The sequence below is a fragment of the Streptomyces sp. NPDC048349 genome, assembly GCF_040651925.1.
In the GTDB taxonomy this organism is placed as follows: Bacteria; Actinomycetota; Actinomycetes; order Streptomycetales; family Streptomycetaceae; genus Streptomyces.
The window spans coordinates 121,106-141,880 of the sequence record NZ_JBEZLA010000004.1 but is presented as its reverse complement, the minus strand read 5'-3'; the positions used below and the strand labels follow the sequence as shown (position 1 = coordinate 141,880).

The following is a 20,775-nucleotide window of genomic DNA, read 5'->3' as shown; positions in this document are numbered from 1 at the left end:
CAAGATCGAGCAAAACGGACGGTTAGGCTCGGGCGCATGAAGAAGAGCGTGCTGACCCGCTACCGGGTGATGGCCTTTGCCACTGCCGTGATGCTGCTGGTGCTGTGCACCTGCATGATTTTCAAGTACGGCTTCGACAAGGGCGCCGATCTGACGTTCGTGGTGTCCCAGGCCCACGGCGTCCTCTTCATGATCTACCTGGTCTTCGCCTTCGACCTGAGCTCCAAGGCCCGGTGGTCCTTCGGCAAGATGCTCTGGGTCATGCTGAGCGGCACCATTCCGCTGGCCGCCTTCTTCGTCGAGCGCAAGGTCCGCGCCGAGGTCGAACCGCTGGTCACCGGCGCACCGGCGACCGCGCGGGCCTAGACCGCGACTCGAGCGGTCCTTCCCCGGGGAGAACTCCCCGGGGTTTCCCATCGACATTTACTAGGACGTCCTAGTAAATTCGAGGGTATGGACGCAGACGCCATCGAGGAAGGCCGCCGACGCTGGCAGGCCCGTTACGACAAGGCCCGCAAGCGCGAGGCAGACTTCACCACGCTCTCCGGCGATGCCGTCGATCCGGTCTACGGGCCCCGGCCCGGCGACGCGTACGAGGGGTTCGAGCGCATCGGGTGGCCGGGGGAGTACCCCTACACCCGCGGCCTGCACGCCACCGGCTACCGCGGGCGGACCTGGACCATCCGGCAGTTCGCCGGGTTCGGGAACGCCGAGCAGACCAACGAGCGCTACAAGATGATCCTGGCGGCCGGCGGCGGCGGGCTCTCCGTCGCCTTCGACATGCCGACCCTCATGGGGCGCGACTCCGACGACCCCCGCTCGCTGGGCGAGGTGGGCCACTGCGGGGTGGCCATAGACTCCGCCGCCGACATGGAGGTCCTGTTCAAGGACATCCCGCTCGGCGACGTCACCACCTCGATGACCATCTCGGGCCCCGCCGTGCCCGCCTTCTGCATGTACCTGGTCGCCGCCGAGCGGCAGGGCGTGGACCCGGCCCTCCTCAACGGCACCCTCCAGACGGACATCTTCAAGGAGTACATCGCCCAGAAGGAGTGGCTCTTCGAACCGGAGCCGCACCTTCGCCTCATCGGCGACCTCATGGAGTACTGCGCCAAGGGCATCCCGGCCTACAAGCCGCTGTCCGTCTCCGGCTACCACATCCGCGAGGCCGGAGCCACGGCCGCGCAGGAGCTCGCCTACACCCTCGCCGACGGCTTCGGGTACGTGGAGCTCGGGCTCTCGCGCGGCATGGACGTGGACCACTTCGCGCCCGGCCTCTCCTTCTTCTTCGACGCGCACCTCGACTTCTTCGAGGAGATCGCCAAGTTCCGCGCCGCCCGCCGGATCTGGGCGCGCTGGATGAAGGAGGTCTACGGGGCGAAGAGCGAGAAGTCGATGTGGCTGCGCTTCCACACCCAGACCGCCGGTGTCTCCCTCACCGCGCAGCAGCCGTACAACAACGTGGTGCGCACCGCCGTCGAAGCCCTTGCGGCCGTCCTCGGCGGCACGAACTCGCTGCACACCAACGCCCTCGACGAGACCCTCGCCCTGCCCAGCGAGCAGGCCGCCGAGATCGCCCTGCGCACCCAGCAGGTGCTGATGGAGGAGACCGGCGTCGCCAACGTCGCCGACCCGCTGGGCGGTTCCTGGTACGTCGAGCAGCTCACGGACCGCATCGAGGCGGACGCCGAGAAGATCTTCGACCAGATCAAGGAGCGCGGGCTGCGCGCCCACCCGGACGGGCAGCACCCCATCGGCCCGATCACCTCGGGCATCCTGCGCGGCATCGAGGACGGCTGGTTCACCGGCGAGATCGCCGAGTCGGCCTTCGTGTACCAGCGCTCGCTGGAGAAGGGCGACAAGCGGGTCGTCGGCGTCAACGTCCACCACGGCTCGGTGACCGGGGACCTGGAGATCCTGCGGGTCAGCCACGAGGTGGAGCGCGAGCAGGTGCGCGTCCTCGCCGACCGCAAGGCCGGCCGTGACGACGCCAAGGTGCGCGAGTCGCTGGCCGCGATGCTGGACGCCGCCCGGGACGGGTCGAACATGATTCCGGCCATGTTGGACGCCGTGCGGGCCGAGGCCACGCTGGGCGAGATCTGCAACGTCCTGCGCGAGGAGTGGGGCACCTACACGGAGCCGCCGGGCTTCTGAGTCCTCGTCACGAAGGCCGGCCACGGCGCCCGAACGGCGGCGCCGCGGCCGGCCTTCGTGTCGCTCAGGCCTGGGCCGGGCCCTGCAGGCCGTGCATCAGCAGCGCCGTGAAGGTGGCCACCCAGAGCTCGTCCACCGGCTCGGAGCTCACCAGCGCGCGGTGCACCACGGTGCCCGCGATCACGTCGAAGATGAGATCGGTGGTGCGGCCGGCGAGGGTCTCGTCCTCCTCGTACGGCAACTCCCCGCGGGCTTGGGCCCGCTCGCGCCCGAGTACGACGAGACGTTTCTGCCGGTCCACGATGGCCGAGCGGATGCGATCGCGCAGGGCCTCGTCCCGGGTGGACTCGGCGACCACCGCCATCAGGGCCGTACGGGCCTCCGGGCGCCGCAGCAGATCCGCGAACCGCAGGACCACGTACTCGATGTCGGCCTCGAGGGAGCCACGGTCCGGCAGCTCGAGGGAGTCGAAGAGCTCCGCGACCGCGTCCACGACCAGCTCGTTCTTGCCGGCCCAGCGTCGGTAGAGCGTCGTCTTGGCGACGCCGGCCCGGGCCGAGACGTCGCCCATCGTCAGCTTCGACCAGCCCAGCTCCACCAGTGCGTCCCGGGTCGCGGCGAGGATCGCCGCATCCGCGGCGGCACTGCGGGGGCGGCCGGTGCGGCCGGGACTGGGGTTGCGCATGGCCGAGACCATACCCGCCGGTAGCCGAACGGGCGGCTGTGGTTCAGATCACGGGCGCGGCGGGGCCGGAAGGAGTTACGCTACGGCTCGTAGCGTAAGAGCGACAACCACGCGAAGAGCTACTGGCGTCAGGTGGGGACCTGGCTCCGACCAGCACCACGATCGCGGATCAAGTCAATTCCGGCGATCTTTTTCGTCGGCGCGCGCACTCGGGGGAGGATGTACGCATGCAGCCCAGAAACATGTCCATGAGCGGCGTCGTCGACCTCGCCGCGGTGAAGGCGGCCGGTGAGGCCAAGGCCAAGGCCGAACAGGCCCGCGCCGAAGCGGCACGTCAGGCGGCGCAGGGCGGCGGGGCGGCCCCGGCCGCCGGCGCCGTGCCGCCCTCCGCCCTCGTCATCGATGTAGACGAGGCCGGGTTCGAACGCGATGTGCTCCAGCTCTCCGCCGAGGTCCCGGTCGTCCTGGATTTCTGGGCCGAGTGGTGCGAGCCGTGCAAGCAGCTCAGCCCGCTCCTGGAGCGCCTGACCGTCGAGGCGGGCGGCCGCCTCGTACTCGCCAAGGTCGATGTCGACGCGAACCAGATGCTGATGCAGCAGTTCGGCATCCAGGGCATCCCGGCGGTCTTCGCCGTGGTCGCCGGCCAGGTGCTGCCGCTGTTCCAGGGCGTGGCCCCCGAGCAGCAGATCCGCGAGACCCTCGCCCAGCTGGTGCAGGTCGCCGAGGAGCGCTTCGGGATCATCGGCATCGAGGTGGACCCGAACGCCGAGGGCGCGCCCCGTGCCGCCGTCGAGGCCGAGGTTCCGGCCGGCCCGCACGACGCCCTGCTCGAGGCGGCCGTCGTCGCGCTCGACGCCGGGGACCTGGGCGGTGCGGTGCAGGCGTACAAGAACGTCCTGGCCGAGGATCCGGCCAACACCGAGGCCAAGCTGGGCCTGGCCCAGGCGGAACTCCTGGTCCGCGTCAGGGACATGAACCCGCAGGCCGTGCGCACCGCGGCGGCCGAGAACCCGCGTGATCCGGCGGCGCAGATCGCCGCGGCCGACCTGGACCTGGTCGGCGGGCACGTGGAGGACGCCTTCGGGCGCCTGGTCGACACCGTGCGGGTCACGTTCGGTGAGGACCGCAACGCCGTACGGCTGCGCCTGCTGGAGCTGTTCGACGTCATCGGCGCGGACGACCCGCGGGTCTCGGCGGCCCGTACGGCGCTGGCGCGGGTGCTCTTCTGAGCGCTCCCCGCCTCCGCGCGTTTTGTTGACACGTAGATAAACAGCGGCCGCACTTTGCCAAAACTTGGCAATCGCGGCCGCTGTTACTCCGAGTAAATCGAACCCCGTGAACTGTCCGGTGTGTTCACTCTTCCCCCGATACGTCGTGGCCCTTGGTGACACCCTGTGTTGCTGCCCGACAACAGCGGGCCTCACTGCGGTTATCAGGCCGTTACCCGCCAGTAACGAACCCCCTTGTGCCCCGGCCGGGAATGGACCACGATCGGCGACGCTCGGTCCTTCCCGCAGCCCCGCTCATCCGGAGCCGCGGCGGAGGGTCCCCACCGAGCCGGCCGGTGCCCGTGGCACCGGACGTGGGACAGGGGGGTCTCTGCCACACCGGCGGGGCCTGTCCTCCAGGTTGCGCGAACGCGTGGCCCAGTGGTTGTCGCTCGGGGGTGATCGCCGGTGTATCGGACGTGGCACACCCGCGGCCCGGCCGCCTGCGCTCCTTCCCGAGGACGTAGCACTTCTCCCATCCCAGGACGGGCACGGCCCGGACCGGAGATGTACGTCCGAGAAGGAGGAACGAAATGAGTTCTCAGGTTCGTGGCGGGACCAGATGGAAGCGCTTCGCGCTCGTCATGGTGCCGAGCATCGCGGCCACCGCCGCGGTCGGTGTGGGTCTGGCGCAGGGTGCCCTCGCGGCGTCCTTCAGCGTCTCCGGCCAGGACTTCAAGGTCTCGGCCGACAAGCTCGACGGTACCAACCTCATCCAGTACGGCGGCATTGCCGAGGGCCACGACCTCAAGGGCAACGCGCAGCACCACCCGGTCACCATCTCCGGGTTCAGCCACGCCGAGATCACCAACATGTGCCAGTCGCTGGTGACCCCGACGCCGCTGGGCAACATCACGCTGCAGCTGCGCACCGGCCACAAGGGCAAGCCGGCCGTCGCCGACAACATCTACCTGGATGTTGCCGAGCTCGACACCGACGCCGAGTTCAAGAACCTGGACATCGGTGTCGCGGTCGGTGACCCGAGCCACAAGACCAAGCCGCAGGCCGGCACGGTCGCCAGCCCGTACGCGTTCTCGCAGCGCGCCGACAAGGCGATCCTGACCAACGTGCGCCAGAAGGCGTGGGCGACGACGGCGGGCACCTTCCGGCTGCCCGACCTGAAGCTGCGCCTGGTCGGTGGCGACCAGCCGTGCTACCAGGACGAGAAGTAATTCGTCCCGGCCAGTGACCGGAGGGGTGGTCGGCGGCGCGAGCCGCCGCCCGCCCGTCCGGGGCTCCACAGAGTTTTCCGTACCACCGTTTCCAGGGAGCTGTTGTCCATGAACCCCCAGGCCCCGGTTTATGTGCGCCGCGAAGACGACGCCTGGCTCACCGTGGTGTACTACCACTTCCACGCCTGGAGCGGTCGCCGTCCTTTCTGGGCCGGACTGTTCACGCTCCTCGGTGGCTTCCCGATCGCCTACTTCCCGTACGCGGACCTCCGGCTCGGCAACGTCAGCCTGGCCATGGCCACCACGGGCGGCGCCGGTGCGCTGATCATCGGGGTCCTGCTGATCACGCTGGGTCTGGCCCTCTGGTTCCAGCAGGCCATCCGCGTCTTCGCGGGCGTCGCCGCGATCCTGCTGGCCCTGGTCTCGCTCCCGGTGTCCAACCTGGGCGGCTTCTTCATGGGCTTCATCCTCTCCATGATCGGCGGCGCCCTCGCCCTGTCATGGGCCCCCGGGCAGCCGGTGGACGAGTCCCAGGACGAGCAGCAGCCGGCCGCCGTGGACATGAGCAAGGCGGAGGCGATGGCGGCTCCCCGGGATCCTCACGGTCCCCAGGGCTTCCCGGGACAGCGCGCAACGGAAACGCCGGCACACGCGAGCGACACGACTGCCCATGCCGATGGCGGGAGGAACAGTGCGGGGTGACGAGACGCAGCGGGGCGTGGCCCCAGGCGCAGAGTCCCGCGAGATCAAGGGGCCGCGGCACGCGGCGCCCAGGAAATCGCTGCTGAACAAGCTCCAGATACCCGTCGGCAAGACGATGGCGCTGGCGGCCATGCCGACGGCCGTGTTCGTCGGCATGGGCATGGCGCCCAAGCTGGCCGTGGCCGACGAGAAGGACATCCCCTTCGCCCCCGGGCCGTGCGTGACGCGGTCCGACGAGCCAAAGGACACGGAGTCGGCGTCCCCGACGCCTTCGAAGTCGCCCTCGCCGAGTGCGTCGCCCAGTGCGTCCCCCTCGCCGTCCGCGTCCGCGTCCACCAAGCCGAAGCCGAGCGGCTCCCCGTCCCCGACGGCGACCAAGCCGACGGGCGCGGCTCCGGCCGCCGCCACGCCGGCGCCCGCGACCACGCCGACGCTCACGGCCACGCCGACCAAGAGCACCAACCCGCTGGACCCGCTGGGTGTCGGCGACGCGCTCAAGAAGCTCCTGGGCCCCGTCACGGACGCGCAGCCGCCGGCGACCCCGGCGCCCGCGCCCACGACGACGGCCCCCAAGCCCGCGGCCCCGGCCCCGGCCCCTGACCCGGCGGCGGACGCCATCCGCGACGCGGCCAACAAGGCCGGAGCGACGGTCGAGGAACTGTCCGACGAGGTCAAGGACACCGCGAAGACCCCGAAGGACGAGACGGGCCGGTCCGACGACGAGGACGGGCCCACGCCACAGGCGACGAAGGACGCGGACGGGAAGGAACCCTTCCCCTGTCCGACCTACGACGCCCAGGCCCTGGCCGACGCCGAGCTGGAGGCGGGCATCCCGCTCCTGCCGGACGAGCCCTGGTACCTCGACAGCTCCCTGCTGACCCTCTACGGCCTGGACTACGCGGGCATCGTCGAGGTCAAGACGGCCCGCGGCAAGACCAAGAAGGTCCTGAAGTTCACCGCGGACTCGCTGGACATCAAGGACCTGTACCAGACGGTCGGCAAGGACAAGAACGTCGCCCACCTGAAGTCCCGCCCGGGCTCCACCTCCAAGATCCGCGGCGGCACGGTGACGATGTACACCGAGAGCCTCAAGGGCAACCTCTTCGGCATCATCCCGGTCGAGTTCACCCCGAACAGCCCGCCGCCGCTGAACGTCCCCTTCGCCTTCTTCACGGACGTGAAGGTGGTCCAGGCCGGCCAGTTCGGCGGCACGCTCACGGTCCCGGGGCTGAAGAACTACATCGGCCCGCCGGAGTAGACCCGTCCCCGAAAGACCGCGCACGCGCGAAAAAACGCCGAGGGCGGCGCCCCGATCCGATCGGGGCGCCGCCCTCGGCCTCTGTGCGGCAGAGTTCGGCGGTGCGGGGCGGTGGTGCGGCGTCAGTCGCGGGCGCCGCCGCCGACGTGGTGCACCCGGACCATGTTGGTGGTGCCCGGGACGCCGGGGGGCGAGCCGGCCGTGATGACCATGGTGTCACCCTCGTTGTAGCGGCCCAGCTTGAGCAGCTCGCCGTCCACCAGGTCGACCATCGCGTCGGTGTTGTTCACGTGCGCGACGACGTACGACTCGACGCCCCAGCTCAGCGTGAGCTGGTTGCGGGTGTTGACGTCCGTGGTGAAGGCCAGGATCGGCTGCGTGGCGCGGTAGCGCGACAGGCGGCGGGCCGTGTCACCGGACTGGGTGAAGGCGATCAGCGCCTTGCCGTCGAGGAAGTCCGCGATCTCGCAGGCCGCGCGGGCGACGGAGCCACCCTGGGTACGCGGCTTCTTGCCCGGGACCAGCGGCTGGAGGCCCTTGGAGAGGAGCTCCTCCTCGGCCGCCGCGACGATCTTCGACATCGTCTTGACGGTCTCGATCGGGTAGGCGCCGACCGAGGACTCGGCCGACAGCATGACCGCGTCCGCGCCGTCGAGGATCGCGTTGGCGACGTCGGAGGCCTCCGCGCGCGTCGGGCGGGAGTTGGTGATCATCGACTCCATCATCTGGGTTGCGACGATCACCGGCTTTGCGTTGCGGCGGCACATCTCGATGAGCCGCTTCTGGACCATCGGGACCTTCTCGAGCGGGTACTCCACGGCCAGGTCGCCGCGCGCCACCATGACCGCGTCGAAGGCCGCGACCACGGCCTCCATGTTCTCGACGGCCTGCGGCTTCTCCACCTTGGCGATGACGGGGACCCGGCGGCCCTCCTCGTCCATGACCTTGTGGACGTCCTTGACGTCGTTGGCGTCGCGGACGAAGGACAGCGCGACCATGTCGCAGCCCATCCGCAGGGCGAAGCGGAGGTCGTCGACGTCCTTCTCGGAGAGGGCGGGGACGTTGACGGCGGCACCGGGCAGGTTGATGCCCTTGTGGTCCGAGATGACACCGCCCTCGATGACGATGGTCCTGACCCGGGGGCCCTCGACCTCGGTCACCCGCAGCTCGACGTTGCCGTCGTTGATCAGGATCTGGTCGCCCTTGGCGACGTCACCCGGCAGGCCCTTGTAGGTGGTACCGCAGATGGACTTGTCGCCCGGGACGTCCTCGGTGGTGATGGTGAACTCGTCACCGCGCACCAGCTCGACGGGACCCTCGGCGAAGGTCTCCAGACGGATCTTCGGGCCCTGGAGGTCGGCGAGGACGCCGACGGCGCGCCCGGTGTCCTCGGAGACCTTCCGGACGCGGTCGTACCGCTCCTGGTGTTCTGCCTGGGATCCGTGGCTGAAGTTGAATCGGGCCACGTTCATGCCTGCCTCGATGAGCGCTTTCAGCTGCTCATACGAGTCGACGGCGGGGCCCAGCGTGCAGACGATTTTGGAACGGCGCATGGAGCGGATCCTATCGGTTTGTTTCGTAGCGGAATATTCCGTCTGGTGGAAAGTCCAAAGTGACTAGCGAGTAACCAGCGCGTACGCCTGGGTGGCGATCTCCAGTTCCTCATCCGTCGGGACCACGGCCACGGCCACCCGGGCATACTCCGCCGAGACCAGCCGCGGCTCGCCGGAGCGCACCGCGTTGGCCTCCAGGTCCAGCGCCAGGCCCAGCTCGGCGAGACCGTCCACCGCAGCTTCGCGGACCTGGTGGGCGTTCTCGCCGACCCCGGCCGTGAAGGCCACCGCGTCCACCCGGCCGAGGACCGCCGAGTAGGCGCCGATGTACTTCTTCAGCCGGTGGACGTACGCCGCGAAGGCGACGGCCGCCGCCTCGTCGCCCTCGCCCACCCGCCGCAGCACCCCGCGCATGTCGTTGTCGCCGCACATGCCCAGCAGACCGCTCTTCTTGTTCAGGAGCGAATCGATCTCATCCACTGAGAGGCCCCCCACCCGGGCCAGGTGGAAGACGACCGCCGGATCCAGATCACCCGACCGGGTCCCCATGACCAGACCCTCCAGCGGGGTCAGCCCCATGGAGGTCTCCACGCACACGCCGCCCCGGACGGCCGAGGCCGAGGCCCCGTTGCCCAGGTGCAGCACGATCACGTTCACGTCTTCCACCGGCCGGCCCAGCAGCGCGGCCGTCGCCCTCGAGACGTAGGCGTGGGAGGTCCCGTGGAACCCGTACCGCCGGATGGAGTACTTCTCCGCCGTCGCCGCGTCGATCGCGTACCGCGCCGCGTACTCCGGCAGCGTCGAGTGGAAGGCCGTGTCGAAGACGGCGACCTGCGGGACGTCCGCGCGCAGCCCGCGCGCCACCTCGATGCCCGTCACGTTCGCCGGGTTGTGCAGGGGCGCGAGGGGGATCAGGTTCCGTATCTCCGCCAGCACCGCGTCGTCGATGACGGTCGGCTGCGTGAACTTCGTCCCGCCGTGCACCACGCGGTGCCCCACGGCGGCCAGTTCGGGGGCGTCCAGGCCCGTCCCGTCCGCGGCCAGCTCCGCCGCCACCGCCTTGAGGGCCGCCCCGTGGTCGGCGATCGGGCCGAGCCGCTCCCGCTTGCCGCCCGCGGCGCCCGGCCCGGTCAGCGGCTCGTGCACCAGCCGGGAGGTCTCCTCGCCGATGCGCTCCACCAGGCCGACGGCGAGCCGGGACCGGTCCGCCATGTCGAGGAGCTGGTACTTGAGCGACGAGGAGCCGGAGTTGAGGACGAGTACGCGCGATGCGGTCACGATGCGGGTCATTCCTTCGAGTGCGGGGGGTGATTACCGGGCGGCCTGCGGCTGCGGCTGCGGCTTCGGCTGCGGTAGCGGTCGCGGTTGGGACTGGGCCTGGATCGCGGTGATGGCCACGGTGGTGACGATGTCCTGGACCAGCGCGCCGCGCGAGAGGTCGTTGACCGGCTTGCGCAGGCCCTGGAGCACCGGGCCGACCGCCACGGCGCCCGCCGAACGCTGGACGGCCTTGTAGGTGTTGTTGCCGGTGTTGAGGTCGGGGAAGATCAGCACGCTCGCGCGGCCGGCCACCTCGGACCCGGGCAGCTTGGTCGCGGCGACCGAGGGCTCCACGGCCGCGTCGTACTGGATCGGACCCTCGATCAACAGGTCCGGGCGCTGCTCGCGGACGAGCTCGGTGGCCTTGCGGACCTTCTCCACGTCGGCCCCGCTGCCCGAGGTGCCGGTCGAGTACGAGAGCATCGCGATCCGCGGCTCGACGCCGAAGGCGGCGGCGGTGGCGGCCGACTGGACGGCGATGTCGGCGAGCTGCTCGGCGCCCGGGTCCGGGTTGACGGCGCAGTCGCCGTACACGAGGACTTGGTCGGCCAGGCACATGAAGAAGACCGAGGAGACGATGGAGGCCTCCGGCTTGGTCTTGATGATCTCGAAGGCCGGACGGATGGTGGCGGCCGTGGAGTGCACCGAGCCGGAGACCATGCCGTCGGCCAGGCCCTCCTGGACCATCAGGGTGCCGAAGTAGTTGACGTCGGTGACCACGTCGTTGGCCAGCTCGACGGTCATGCCCTTGTGGGCGCGGACCGAGGCGTAGTACTCGGCGAACCGTTCCCGCAGCGGGGAGGTGGCCGGGTCGATGAGCTGGGCGCCCGAGATGTCGATCCCGAGGTCGGCGGCCTTCTTCAGGATGGCCGGCTCCTCGCCCAGCAGGGTCAGGTCGCACACGCCCCGCCGCAGCACCACGTCCGCGGCGCGCAGCACGCGCTCCTCGGTGCCCTCGGGCAGCACGACGCGTCGCCGCTCGGAGCGGGCCCGCTCCAGCAGCTCGTGCTCGAACATCATCGGCGTGACGCGCTCGGAACGGGCCACCGACAGCAGGTCGCGCAGCTCGCCGGTGTCCACGTGCCGCTCGAAGAGGCCGAGTGCGGTCTCCAGCTTGCGCGGGGTCGCCGAGTTCAACCGGCTCTGCAGCGAGAACAGTTCCGCAGCGGTCGGGAAGCTGTTGCCGGCCACCGACACCACGGGCGTGCCCGGCGCCAGCTTCGAGGCCAGGGTGAGGATGTCCGGGCCGGGACGCTCGTTCAGGGTCAGCAGCACACCGGCGATCGGCGGGGTGCCCGAGGTGTGCGCGGCCAGCGCGCCGATGACCAGGTCGGAGCGGTCCCCGGGGGTGACGACCAGGCAGCCCGGGGTCAGGGCGTTCAGGAAGTTCGGCAGCATGGCGCCGCCGAAGACGAAGTCCACGGCGTCGCGGGCGAGCCCGGCCTCGTCGCCGAGGAGCACCTCGCCGCCGAGCGCCCGGGTGATCTGGGCGACGGTCGGGGCGGAGAGCGACTTGTCGTCCGGCAGGACGTAGCAGGGCACCGGGAGCCGGGCACCCAGCCGCTCGGCCAGGGCGTCCCGGTCCTCGGCGGCCACCCGGTTGACGACCATCGCGACCACGTGGCAGCCCAGGCTCTCGTACGCGCGGTAGGCGTTGCGGGCCTCCGCGCGCACGGCCTCGGCCGGGTGCTTGACGCCGCCGACGACGGGAACGACCACCGCGCCCAGCTCGTTGGCGAGGCGGGCGTTGAGGGCGAGTTCGTCGGGGAGGTTGGTGTCGGCGTAGTCGGTGCCGAGGACCAGCATGACCTCGTAGTCGCGCGCCACCCGGTGGTAGCGGTCGACCAGCCGCGAGACCAGCTCGTCGGTCCCCTTCTCGGCGAGGATCGCCGAGGCCTCCTGGTACTCCATGCCGTAGGCGGTGGCCGCTTCCTGGTCGATGCGGTAACGGGCCTTGAGCAGATCGAAGAGCCGGTCGGGGCTGTCGTGGAGCAACGGGCGGAAGACGCCGACCCGGCCGGTCTGCCGGGTCAGGAGCTCCATGATCCCCAGTTCGACGACCTGTCGGCCGTCCCCCCGCTCGATGCCGGTCACGTACACGCTGCGCGTCACGCGTGCTCTCCGTCCATGCTGTGAATGTCCATTTAATGGGGCTTGACCTCTTGACAATACCTCTGCCGGTGGATAGGGCGCCCGCCGGAAAAAGGCCTGGCCGCAAGGGTCGAAAGGCCCTGCGGGCGGAGCGCCGCGGGACGCGCCGCACCCCGGTCCCGTGGAACAGTGGAACAATCGGACAGGCTTCCCCATTGCGCCCTTCTTTACCTGTACGGCAGGAGACACAGCACGATGCGTATCGGAGTTCTCACCGCGGGCGGCGACTGCCCCGGCCTCAACGCTGTCATCCGCTCGGTCGTACACCGCGCCCTGGTCGGGCACGGCGACGAGGTCATCGGTTTCGAGGACGGTTTCAAGGGCCTTCTCGACGGCCACTTCCGGCCGCTCGACATCAATGCCGTCAGCGGCATCCTCGCCCGCGGCGGCACGATCCTCGGCTCGGCCCGCATGGAGCGCGCCCGGCTGCACGAGGCCGCCGAGAACGCGCAGGAACTGGCGAAGCGCTACGGCATCGACGCCCTCATCCCGATCGGCGGCGAGGGCACCCTGACGGCCGCGCGCATGCTGTCGGACGCCGGGATGCCGGTCGTCGGCGTGCCGAAGACCATCGACAACGACATCTCCTCCACGGACCGCACCTTCGGCTTCGACACCGCCGTCATGGTCGCCACCGAGGCCATCGACCGCCTGAAGACCACCGCGGAGTCGCACCAGCGCGTGATGGTCGTCGAGGTCATGGGCCGCCACGCAGGCTGGATCGCCCTGGAGTCGGGCATGGCCGGCGGCGCCCACGGGATCTGCCTGCCCGAGCGCCCCTTCGAGGTGGACGCCCTGGTGAAGATGGTGGAGGAACGGTTCGCCCGCGGGAAGAAGTTCGCCGTCGTCTGCATCGCCGAGGGCGCGCACCCGGCCGAGGGCTCCATGCCGTACGAGAAGGGCGCCATCGACCAGTACGGTCACGAGCGCTTCGCCGGGATCGGCAACCGCCTCGCGGTCGAGCTGGAGCGGCGCCTGGGCAAGGAGGCCCGCCCGGTCATCCTCGGCCACGTCCAGCGCGGCGGCACCCCCACCGCCTACGACCGCGTCCTCGCGACCCGCTTCGGCTGGCACGCCGTCGAGGCCGTCCACCGCGGTGACTTCGGCAACATGACGGCCCTGCGGGGCACCGACATCGTGATGGCCCCGCTGGCCTCGGCCGTCACGGCGCTGAAGACGGTCCCCGAGGACCGCATGTACGAGGCCGAGTCCATCTTCTGACCCTCGCGGCCGGGACCGGCGCCCCGGCCGGCCCCGCCTCCCCGCGGCCCCGCCTCCCCGCGGTCCCGCCTCCCCGCCGCACGGCCCCGGAGACCGGCGCTGCGGGGCCGCGCCGCTCCCCGGACCCCGACGGTTGATATTTTTTCCGGGGGATGGGTGGCCGAGCCGCGTCGACGGACGGGCGGGCACGTCCGGGCCCCGTCATCCGTTCGCACGTGCTCGATGGAAGGTGCCCCACTCCCGTGGCGACCAGCTATGCCGCCCCGACCGCCGACCCGGTCGGTGTCCGACCGGTCCCCGGGACCCCCGGCCCCACCGCCCGACGGCGCAGCGCGCCGGTCCTCGCAGCGGCCCTCGCCGCCTCCTGGGCGGTGCCGCTGCTGCTCGACGCGTTCGCCCTCGACGTGCTGCTCCTGCCCGTCCTGGTCCTGACGACCGCCTCCCTCATCCGGGTGGGCGGCGGACTGCTCGACCGCCTCGTGCTCGCGTCCTTCCTGCTCTGTGGCGCGGTGATGGCCTTCGGCCTGCTCTTCTCCCTCTGGCCGTGGGGACTCGCCCCCGTGCCGGGGGCCGGAGTGCTGCTGACGACCGCCTCCGTCTGCGGCTGGCTGGCCCGCCGCCGGCCCCGCATCCCGCTGCGGCTGCGCGGCTCGGACGCGCTGGTCGCCGCTACCGTCGCCGTGGTCTGGCACTACGTCCACCACCCGGTGGCCGGGAAGCCGGCCGCCGACCGGCTCGCCCACTTCCTCACGTCCGAGGACCGGCTGGGGCACTTTTCGTACTTCGCCGGGATCCGTCACGTGGGCGGCTACGCCTTCCTGCACCAGGACGCCGCCAAGGCGTACATGATGACGCCGTCCGAGGCGGTCTACCCGCAGGGCTCCCACTTCCTGCTGGGCTGGATCGACGCCCTGGTGACCTCCTCGGGCGGGGCCGGCTCCGCCCTCGCCATGACGCACCGGTACTTCCTCTACGTCCTGGCCGCCTACGCGCTGCTGTGCGGCGTCCTGGTCTGGGCCGCCCGCTGGGTCGGCGGCCCGCGCCTGCACGGCTGGCGCGCCGCCGCGGTCTGCGCCACCGCGTCCGCGGTGATGATGTCCGGATCGATGGCCGAGCTGATCGAGCGCGGCTTCGACTCCGAGACCATCGGCCTGCTGTTCCTGGCCGTCGCCCTGGCCGTACTGGTCCGGCCCGCGACGGGCCGGACCGAGTTCGTCCTCCTCGCGGCGGCCGGGCTGATCGCCGTGACGTACGTCTACAACCTGTACGGGGTCCTCGTCGGCATCGCCCTGGCAGCGGTGCTGCTCGTCCACCGGCGGCGGTTCGCCGGGCGCCGGATCCCGGTCCTCGGGGCGCTGGCGGCCGCCGCCCTCGTGGCCGCACTGCCCAGCGTCGTCTCCGTCCTGACGAAGCTGGACGTCGCCAAGACCTCGAACCTGGCCGGACCGATGGTCATCCCCGACCGGCCGGTGTTCATCGGGCTCGGACTGCTGGCCCTGGTCGCGGCCACCCTCCCGGTGAACCGCCGGACGGGCACCGGCCGCATGGTGCTGGCCCTCGTCCTCGGCGCGACCGCGGTGATCGGCGTCTTCGGCGCCTGGCAGAAGCACACCATCGGCTACTACTCCTACTACTTCGAGAAGCTGACCGCCGCCGGACTGGTGATCGCCGTGCTCTCGCTCGGTCTGATCGGGCTGATGCTGCCGCCGGCCGTCCGCACCACGGGCCCCGCGCTGCGCCGCCGGGCCGACCTGCTGCTGCGCTCCTGCCTCGCGTCGGCCGCCGCGCTGGCCCTGTTCGGCAACGTCCAGTGGGGCGTCCCCTCCGGCTGGAACCACCCCTCCGCCTGGTACGACAGCTCCATGCTCAAGTGGGCCAGGGGAGAGCTCAAGGGCGACATGGGCCCGGCGGCCACCGTCCTCACCGAACGCGACCTGCCGGGCGTCACCTCCCCGGTGATCGCCCTCTACAGCAACGAGTCCTACTACAACCTGAAGTCGACTTTCCTCGCCCAGATCCTCACCCACCAGGCGGGCAACATGGTCGGGCTGTACGAGGTCTTCCACGTCAAGCTCGGCGGCCCCGCGGCGGTCGAGGAGACGGAGTACCAGGCCTCGCTGGGCCGGCTGAAGACCGCGATCGCCTCCTGCCCCGCCCCGCCGACCGTCCTCGTCGGCGACCGGAAGACCGCCGACCGGCTCAGGCACGACCTGTCCGCAGCCGGCAGCGCGGCCGTCGTGGTCCACGCGCCGCTGACCTGACCTGACCTGACCCGACCCGACCGCCCGGCGCGCCCCAGGAGCACGCGCACGCGCCGGGGGCGGGACCTTCGGCCCGGATCGCGCAGCCGAACGGCCCCGGTCCCGTCGCTCTCCGCGACGGGCCGGGGCCGGTCCCACAAGTGTCCGGTCCGCCCGGACGCGTCCTACGCCGCGCCGCCGGCGAGATTCCAGAACCGGTCCACGATGTCCGCGAGGAACTCCCGCCCCGCGTCCCCGCTCCCGGCCTCGCCGCCACCGGTGCCCCAGCTGAGCGTCGCCACCATCCGCGACTGGTAGTCCGCGTGCAGCAGTTCCAGTACCCGTTCCAGATGGGCCCTGGGGATCGGCAGCAGTTTGCCCAGCGGCTTCACGTACGCCTGCCAGCGCGTGGTCACCGCACTGCGCAGCAGCTCCGCCAGCTCCTCGTGCTTGCCGGTGGCCGTCACGAACTGGGCCAATGTCAGCCCGAGCACCGTCGCGAGGGCGGCGGACTGGCGTTCGTTGCCCTTCCAGCGCCCGGTGTCCTCCATCTTCTGGTACGCGTTCGCCTCCAGGCCGATCCGCCGGGACAGCTCCTCCACCGCCAGGCCCCGGGACATCCGGTGCTCCCGCAGGGTGACCGGCTCGGCGAGCAGCTCCCCGGGGGAGCACCACAGGACGCCGGCGAGGGCCGTGAGCTCGGTCGAGGTGGGCGAGATCTCGCCACGCTCCCAGGCCATCACGGTCTCGGGCGCGACGATCAGTCCGTACTGGGCGCGCAGGCCATAGGCGACATGACCGGGAGCCATGCCCAGGGCCGCGCGGAGACGACGCGCGGCGGGGGCATTGAAAGGTGGGCTGGAGTGCACACGGCACACCGTAGGAGTGGCCGGGGCACGCCGACTACAGACCAAACAAACAAGCCCATAACTCGTAGGAACGTCCTATGGAGTTATGGCATTTCGCCGGGTTTCCCGGCGACCGTCCGGTAATCGGTGCACTCGAAGATCGACTACACCGTACGGTTCCAGCCAGGCGCGGTCGGCGCAAGACCCCTCACAGCTCTCACACATTGCCTTGACGCCGCCCCCGAGAATGCGGTGGCGCCCTGCGCGGACAGCAACCCCGCCCCGCCGTGACGCGGTGCGGGGCGCTGCCCACCGCAACCCTGCCCGGCTACGGCCTGAACCAGACCGTGGCCAGCGGCGGCAGCGTCAGGCGCAGGCTCGCCGGGCGGCCCTGCGCGGGGACCGGCTCGGGCCGCAGCGGCTGCGGATGGCGCACGCCGCTGCCGCCGTACCGCTCCTCGTCGGTGTTGAGGACCTCACGCCACAGCGGGACCTCCTCCGGCACCCCGATCCGGTACCCGTGCCGGACCACCGGCGAGAAGTTCGACACGCACAGCAGCTGCGAGCCGTCCTTGGCGTACCGCAGGAAGGCGAACACGTTGTCCTCCGCGGCGTCCGCCTCCACCCACGCGAAGCCCTCCGGCACGGTGTCCCGCTCCCACAGGGCGGGCGCCTGCGTGTACGTGTGGTTCAGGTCGCGCACGAGACTGCGCACGCCCCGGTGGTCACCGGCCGCCGGGTAGGAGTCGTCCAGCAGCCACCAGTCCGGTCCGGACGTCTCCCGCCACTCCGAACCCTGGGCGAACTCCTGCCCCATGAAGAGCAGCTGCTTGCCCGGGTGGGCCCACATGAACCCCAGGTACGCCCGGTGCGCCGCCCGCTGCTGCCACCAGTCGCCCCCGGGGATCTTCGACACCAACGAGCCCTTGCCGTGCACCACCTCGTCGTGCGAGATCGGCAGCACGTAGTTCTCGCTGAAGGCGTAGATCATCCCGAAGGTCATGTCGTGGTGGTGGTACTTGCGGTGCACCGGCTCCTTCGACATGTAGCGCAGGGTGTCGTGCATCCAGCCCATGTTCCACTTCAGGCCGAAGCCCAGCCCGCCCGCGTCCGTCGGCCGCGTCACGCCCTCCCACGCGGTGGACTCCTCCGCGATCGTCACCACGCCCGGGCAGCGCCGGTAGACGGTCGCGTTCATCTCCTGGAGGAACGCCACCGCGTCCAGGTTCTCCCGCCCGCCGTGCTCGTTCGGGGCCCACTCGCCCTCCTGGCGCGAGTAGTCGAGGTAGAGCATCGACGCCACCGCGTCCACGCGCAGCCCGTCCACGTGGAACTCCTCGCACCAGTACACGGCGTTGGCGACGAGGAAGTTGCGGACCTCCTTGCGGCCGTAGTCGAACTCCAGGGTCCCCCAGTCCGGGTGCGCGGCCCGCCGCGGGTCCTCGTGCTCGTACAGCGGCCGTCCGTCGAACTGGGCCAGCGCCCATTCGTCGCGGGGGAAGTGCGCGGGCACCCAGTCGACGATCACCCCGATCCCCGCCCGGTGCAGCGCGTCCACGAGGAAGCGGAAGTCGTCCGGGCCGCCCAACCGCGACGTCGGCGCGTAGAACCCGGTGACCTGGTAGCCCCAGGAACCGCCGAAGGGGTGCTCGGCGACCGGCATCAGCTCCACGTGCGTGAAGCCGAGCTCCTTCACGTACCCCGGCAGCTGCTCCGCGAGCTGGCGGTAGGAGAGCCCGGGCCGCCACGACGCAAGGTGCAGCTCGTAGACGGAGAAGGGCGCCTGGTGCGTGGGCCGGTCCCCGCGGGTCGCCATCCACTGCGCGTCCCCCCACGCGTACGCGGAGGCGGTCACCCGGGAGGCGGTCGCCGGGGGCACCTCGGCGGAGCGGGCCATCGGGTCCGCGCGCAGGGTGTGGCTGCCGTCGGGGCGCGTGATGTCGAACTTGTACAGCGTCCCGGCGCCCACTCCGGGCAGGAACAGCTCCCACACACCGCTGGCGCCGAGCGAGCGCATCGGATGGGCGGTGGGGTCCCAGTACGAGAAGTCCCCGGTGACGCGGACCCCCTGGGCGTTCGGGGCCCACACCGTGAACCGGGTGCCGGCCACGCCCTGGTGCTCCATCGGCTCGGCACCGAGCGCCTTCCACAGCTGCTCGTGGCGGCCCTCGCCGATCAGGTGCAGGTCCAGCTCGCCGAGCGCCGGCAGGAACCGGTACGGGTCGTGGATCTCGATCTCGTCGCCGTCATAGGTGACCAGCAGCCGGTAGTCCGGTACCGCGGTCAGCGGCAGCAGCCCGGAGAACAGCCCGTCCCCCTCGTCGACGAGCTCGGCCCGCAGCCCCTTGGCGACGACGGTGACCGCCTTCGCGTACGGGCGCAGCGCGCGGATGGCCACCCCGCCCCGTTCGGGGTGGGCGCCCAGCACCGCGTGCGGGTCGTGGTGGCGGCCCTCCAGGAGCCGGGCCCGTTCCTCCGCGCCGAGCGGGGGCGCGGGCCGGACCCCGTGGGCGGGGGCGGCGCGGCGGGCCCGGGGCGGGCGGGGGTTCTTGGCGGACGCCGGGACGGATGCGGTTTCGTCGCGGACGGTCGGCGACGGCTGTCGTGCGGCGCTCACGCGAGCGGCCTCCTCGGGGGCTTCTGACGCGGTTGGGGGTGCGGGGAGATGGAGCCGGGGGCCGGCGGGGTCGGCGGCACCCTGTGGGCCGGCCGCGCAGGTTCCGACAGCCGGCGGATCGCGGCCATCGGCACGTGCAGCCAGTCGGGGCGGTGCCGGGACTCGTAGCGGGCCTCGTAGACGGCCTTGTCGGTCTCGTACGCGCGCAGCAGGACCGGATCCTCGCGGGGGTCGCGGCCCGTGGTGCGGGCGTAGCCCTCGCAGAAGGCGGCCCGGCAGCCGTCCGCCCACGCGGGGGCGAACGGCCGGTGCGAGCGCGCGGCGTAGTCGAAGGAGCGCAGTATTCCGGCGATGTCGCGCACGGCCGGTTCGGGGCGGCGCCGGTCGGCCAGCGGCCGGGCCGGCTCACCCTCGAAGTCGATCAGCGACCAGGAGCCGTCGAGGGTGCGCAGCGTCTGGCCCAGATGGAGGTCCCCGTGGATCCGCTGGGCCGGCACCCCGGCCCCGCGGGAGGCGGCCAGCGCGTCGAACGCACCCCGCAGCCCCGCCTCGTAGGGCCGCAGCGCGGCCACCTCCCGGGCGGTGGCGGCCAGCCGGGCCGTCATCCCGGCGGCGAGCCGGGCGGTCTGCTCCGGGCCGAGTGCGACGGTGGGCAGGGCGGCGGCGAGCGCGCTGTGCACCTCGGCGGTGGCCCGGCCCAGTGCGTGCGCCTCGGCGGTGAAGTCGTCCCCGGCGCCGAGCCGGCGCAGCGCGAGCTGCCAGCCGTCGTCGGAGCCGCGCAGGTACGGCTGGAGCACGCCCAGGGTCAGCGGCTCGCTACCGGGCAGCTCGGCCTCGTACCAGGCGACGGGCGCAGGGACGCGGGAGCAGCCGGCGGCGGCCAGCGCCCTGGGCAGCTCCAGGTCCGGGTTGACCCCAGGGCCGACCCGCCGGAACACCTTCAGGATGTACGAATCCCCGTAGATCAGGGAGGAGTTGGTCTGCTCGCCGGACAGCGGCCGCGGGGCGAGCCCGGCCGGGACCGGCGCGTGCGGGTCCCGCTCGAAGCGCAGCGGCCCGAGCACGCCGGGGGCGCGCAACCGTTCCAGCAGGATCGCCGCGAGCCGCGGGTCGCCCAGCCCCTCGTACACCGCCCGGCCCGCGTACGGCCCCTCCTCGGCGTGGCCGATCAGCGTGTGCGCGAGGGCGGGCGGCAGGGACGGGCGGATGCCCAACAGGAGTTGGTAGCAGTCCCCGTCGACGTCGAGGAGCAGGTGGAGCAGTCCGGGGACGGACCCCGGCGGCAGCAGTTCGGCCGCCGACACGGCCCTGAGCGCGCCGATGGCGCGGCCCTTGCCCGCGAACCAGCGCTGCGTGGGCAGCCAGGTCCGCAGCATGGGTTCCAGCGGGCCGATCCCGGTGAGCAGGGCGGCCCGGTCGGCCGTCAGCCGGCTCCGGGCGGATGCAGCCTCCGACATGGCGTCGCGTCCTTTCCCCGGGCCGTCACAGAATGCGCAGAGTGTCCCGGATGTGCGGCAGTTGCTTCTCCGGTATGTGTGAGTGTCGGGTCAGGATGATCCGTACAGGGCGGGCGATTGACCCATTCG

At 71.5% G+C, this 20,775-nt stretch carries 14 protein-coding genes and 1 pseudogene; 8 read left to right on the top strand and 7 right to left on the bottom strand.

Annotated elements, in window-relative coordinates:
* The first annotated feature begins 36 nt into the window (after positions 1-36).
* Together AB0D44_RS04585 and AB0D44_RS04580 are read left to right on the top strand one after the other, a co-directional pair.
* Positions 37-366 (top strand): DUF3817 domain-containing protein, encoded by a 330-nt coding sequence (locus tag AB0D44_RS04585; protein ID WP_362584248.1) that lies wholly within the window; start codon positions 37-39, stop codon positions 364-366.
* An 87-nt stretch (positions 367-453) separates the two neighbouring features.
* A complete protein-coding gene (locus AB0D44_RS04580; protein WP_362584245.1) occupies positions 454-2,154 on the top strand; it encodes a methylmalonyl-CoA mutase family protein in 1,701 nt (566 codons plus the stop codon).
* Positions 2,155-2,218: 64 nt separating this feature from the next.
* On the opposite strand, the gene AB0D44_RS04575 is transcribed toward AB0D44_RS04580, so the two are convergent.
* Positions 2,219-2,839: a TetR/AcrR family transcriptional regulator gene (locus tag AB0D44_RS04575; protein WP_362584243.1), complete on the bottom strand. Its 621-nt coding sequence runs from the start codon at positions 2,837-2,839 to the stop codon at positions 2,219-2,221.
* 227 nt (positions 2,840-3,066) lie between these two features.
* On the opposite strand from AB0D44_RS04575, the gene AB0D44_RS04570 reads away from it, so the two are divergent.
* The 4 genes from AB0D44_RS04570 (at position 3,067) to AB0D44_RS04555 (ending at position 7,239) form a co-directional block, all read left to right on the top strand.
* Complete coding sequence (locus AB0D44_RS04570) at positions 3,067-4,068, top strand: tetratricopeptide repeat protein (RefSeq protein ID WP_362584240.1); 1,002 nt, start codon at positions 3,067-3,069, stop codon at positions 4,066-4,068.
* 572 nt (positions 4,069-4,640) lie between these two features.
* Positions 4,641-5,279 (top strand): DUF6230 family protein, encoded by a 639-nt coding sequence (locus AB0D44_RS04565; protein ID WP_362584237.1) that lies wholly within the window; start codon positions 4,641-4,643, stop codon positions 5,277-5,279.
* A gap of 108 nt (positions 5,280-5,387) precedes the next feature.
* Positions 5,388-5,981, top strand: coding sequence for a DUF6114 domain-containing protein (locus tag AB0D44_RS04560; protein ID WP_362584234.1), 594 nt, complete (start codon positions 5,388-5,390; stop codon positions 5,979-5,981).
* Entirely contained in the window at positions 5,971-7,239 is a 1,269-nt protein-coding gene (locus tag AB0D44_RS04555; RefSeq protein WP_362584231.1) for a hypothetical protein, read from the top strand. Before AB0D44_RS04560 ends, AB0D44_RS04555 begins: the two co-directional genes overlap by 11 nt.
* A gap of 122 nt (positions 7,240-7,361) precedes the next feature.
* Here AB0D44_RS04555 and pyk read toward each other — a convergent pair whose 3' ends face one another.
* The 3 genes from pyk to pta all read right to left on the bottom strand — a co-directional run bounded on the left by pyk (position 7,362) and on the right by pta (position 12,224).
* Entirely contained in the window at positions 7,362-8,792 is a 1,431-nt protein-coding gene (pyk, locus tag AB0D44_RS04550) for a pyruvate kinase (protein WP_362584228.1), read from the bottom strand.
* Positions 8,793-8,855: 63 nt separating this feature from the next.
* Complete coding sequence (locus AB0D44_RS04545) at positions 8,856-10,070, bottom strand: acetate kinase (protein ID WP_362584225.1); 1,215 nt, start codon at positions 10,068-10,070, stop codon at positions 8,856-8,858.
* Between the two features lie 33 nt (positions 10,071-10,103).
* On the bottom strand, positions 10,104-12,224 hold the full coding sequence (gene pta / locus AB0D44_RS04540) for a phosphate acetyltransferase (protein ID WP_362584223.1): 2,121 nt from the start codon (positions 12,222-12,224) through the stop codon (positions 10,104-10,106).
* A gap of 234 nt (positions 12,225-12,458) precedes the next feature.
* On the opposite strand from pta, the gene AB0D44_RS04535 reads away from it, so the two are divergent.
* Complete coding sequence (locus tag AB0D44_RS04535; protein WP_362584220.1) at positions 12,459-13,484, top strand: ATP-dependent 6-phosphofructokinase; 1,026 nt, start codon at positions 12,459-12,461, stop codon at positions 13,482-13,484.
* 242 nt (positions 13,485-13,726) lie between these two features.
* Complete coding sequence (locus AB0D44_RS04530; protein ID WP_362584217.1) at positions 13,727-15,745, top strand: hypothetical protein; 2,019 nt, start codon at positions 13,727-13,729, stop codon at positions 15,743-15,745.
* Between the two features lie 164 nt (positions 15,746-15,909).
* Here AB0D44_RS04530 and AB0D44_RS04525 read toward each other — a convergent pair whose 3' ends face one another.
* From AB0D44_RS04525 to AB0D44_RS04515, 3 genes and pseudogenes are all read right to left on the bottom strand, one after another.
* Positions 15,910-16,533 carry an XRE family transcriptional regulator gene (locus tag AB0D44_RS04525; protein ID WP_362584214.1) on the bottom strand — a complete coding sequence of 208 codons (624 nt, stop codon included), beginning with the start codon at positions 16,531-16,533 and terminating at the stop codon, positions 15,910-15,912.
* Between the two features lie 367 nt (positions 16,534-16,900).
* Positions 16,901-19,333 carry a 1,4-alpha-glucan branching enzyme gene (gene glgB / locus AB0D44_RS04520; RefSeq protein ID WP_362584462.1) on the bottom strand — a complete coding sequence of 811 codons (2,433 nt, stop codon included), beginning with the start codon at positions 19,331-19,333 and terminating at the stop codon, positions 16,901-16,903.
* Positions 19,294-20,646, bottom strand: a pseudogene (locus AB0D44_RS04515) (maltokinase); the annotation flags it as partial. The gene glgB and the pseudogene AB0D44_RS04515, both read right to left, overlap by 40 nt.
* Between the last annotated feature and the right edge of the window lie 129 nt (positions 20,647-20,775).

Coding starts and splice junctions, on each gene's coding strand:
- AB0D44_RS04560 (WP_362584234.1), top strand. CDS start 5,388: ATGAACCCCCAGGCCCCGGTTTATGTGCGCCGCGAAGACGACGCCTGG.
- AB0D44_RS04585 (WP_362584248.1), top strand. CDS start 37: ATGAAGAAGAGCGTGCTGACCCGCTACCGGGTGATGGCCTTTGCCACT.
- pyk (WP_362584228.1), bottom strand. CDS start 8,792: ATGCGCCGTTCCAAAATCGTCTGCACGCTGGGCCCCGCCGTCGACTCG.
- AB0D44_RS04580 (WP_362584245.1), top strand. CDS start 454: ATGGACGCAGACGCCATCGAGGAAGGCCGCCGACGCTGGCAGGCCCGT.
- AB0D44_RS04565 (WP_362584237.1), top strand. CDS start 4,641: ATGAGTTCTCAGGTTCGTGGCGGGACCAGATGGAAGCGCTTCGCGCTC.
- AB0D44_RS04525 (WP_362584214.1), bottom strand. CDS start 16,533: ATGGCTCCCGGTCATGTCGCCTATGGCCTGCGCGCCCAGTACGGACTG.
- AB0D44_RS04575 (WP_362584243.1), bottom strand. CDS start 2,839: ATGCGCAACCCCAGTCCCGGCCGCACCGGCCGCCCCCGCAGTGCCGCC.
- AB0D44_RS04535 (WP_362584220.1), top strand. CDS start 12,459: ATGCGTATCGGAGTTCTCACCGCGGGCGGCGACTGCCCCGGCCTCAAC.
- AB0D44_RS04570 (WP_362584240.1), top strand. CDS start 3,067: ATGCAGCCCAGAAACATGTCCATGAGCGGCGTCGTCGACCTCGCCGCG.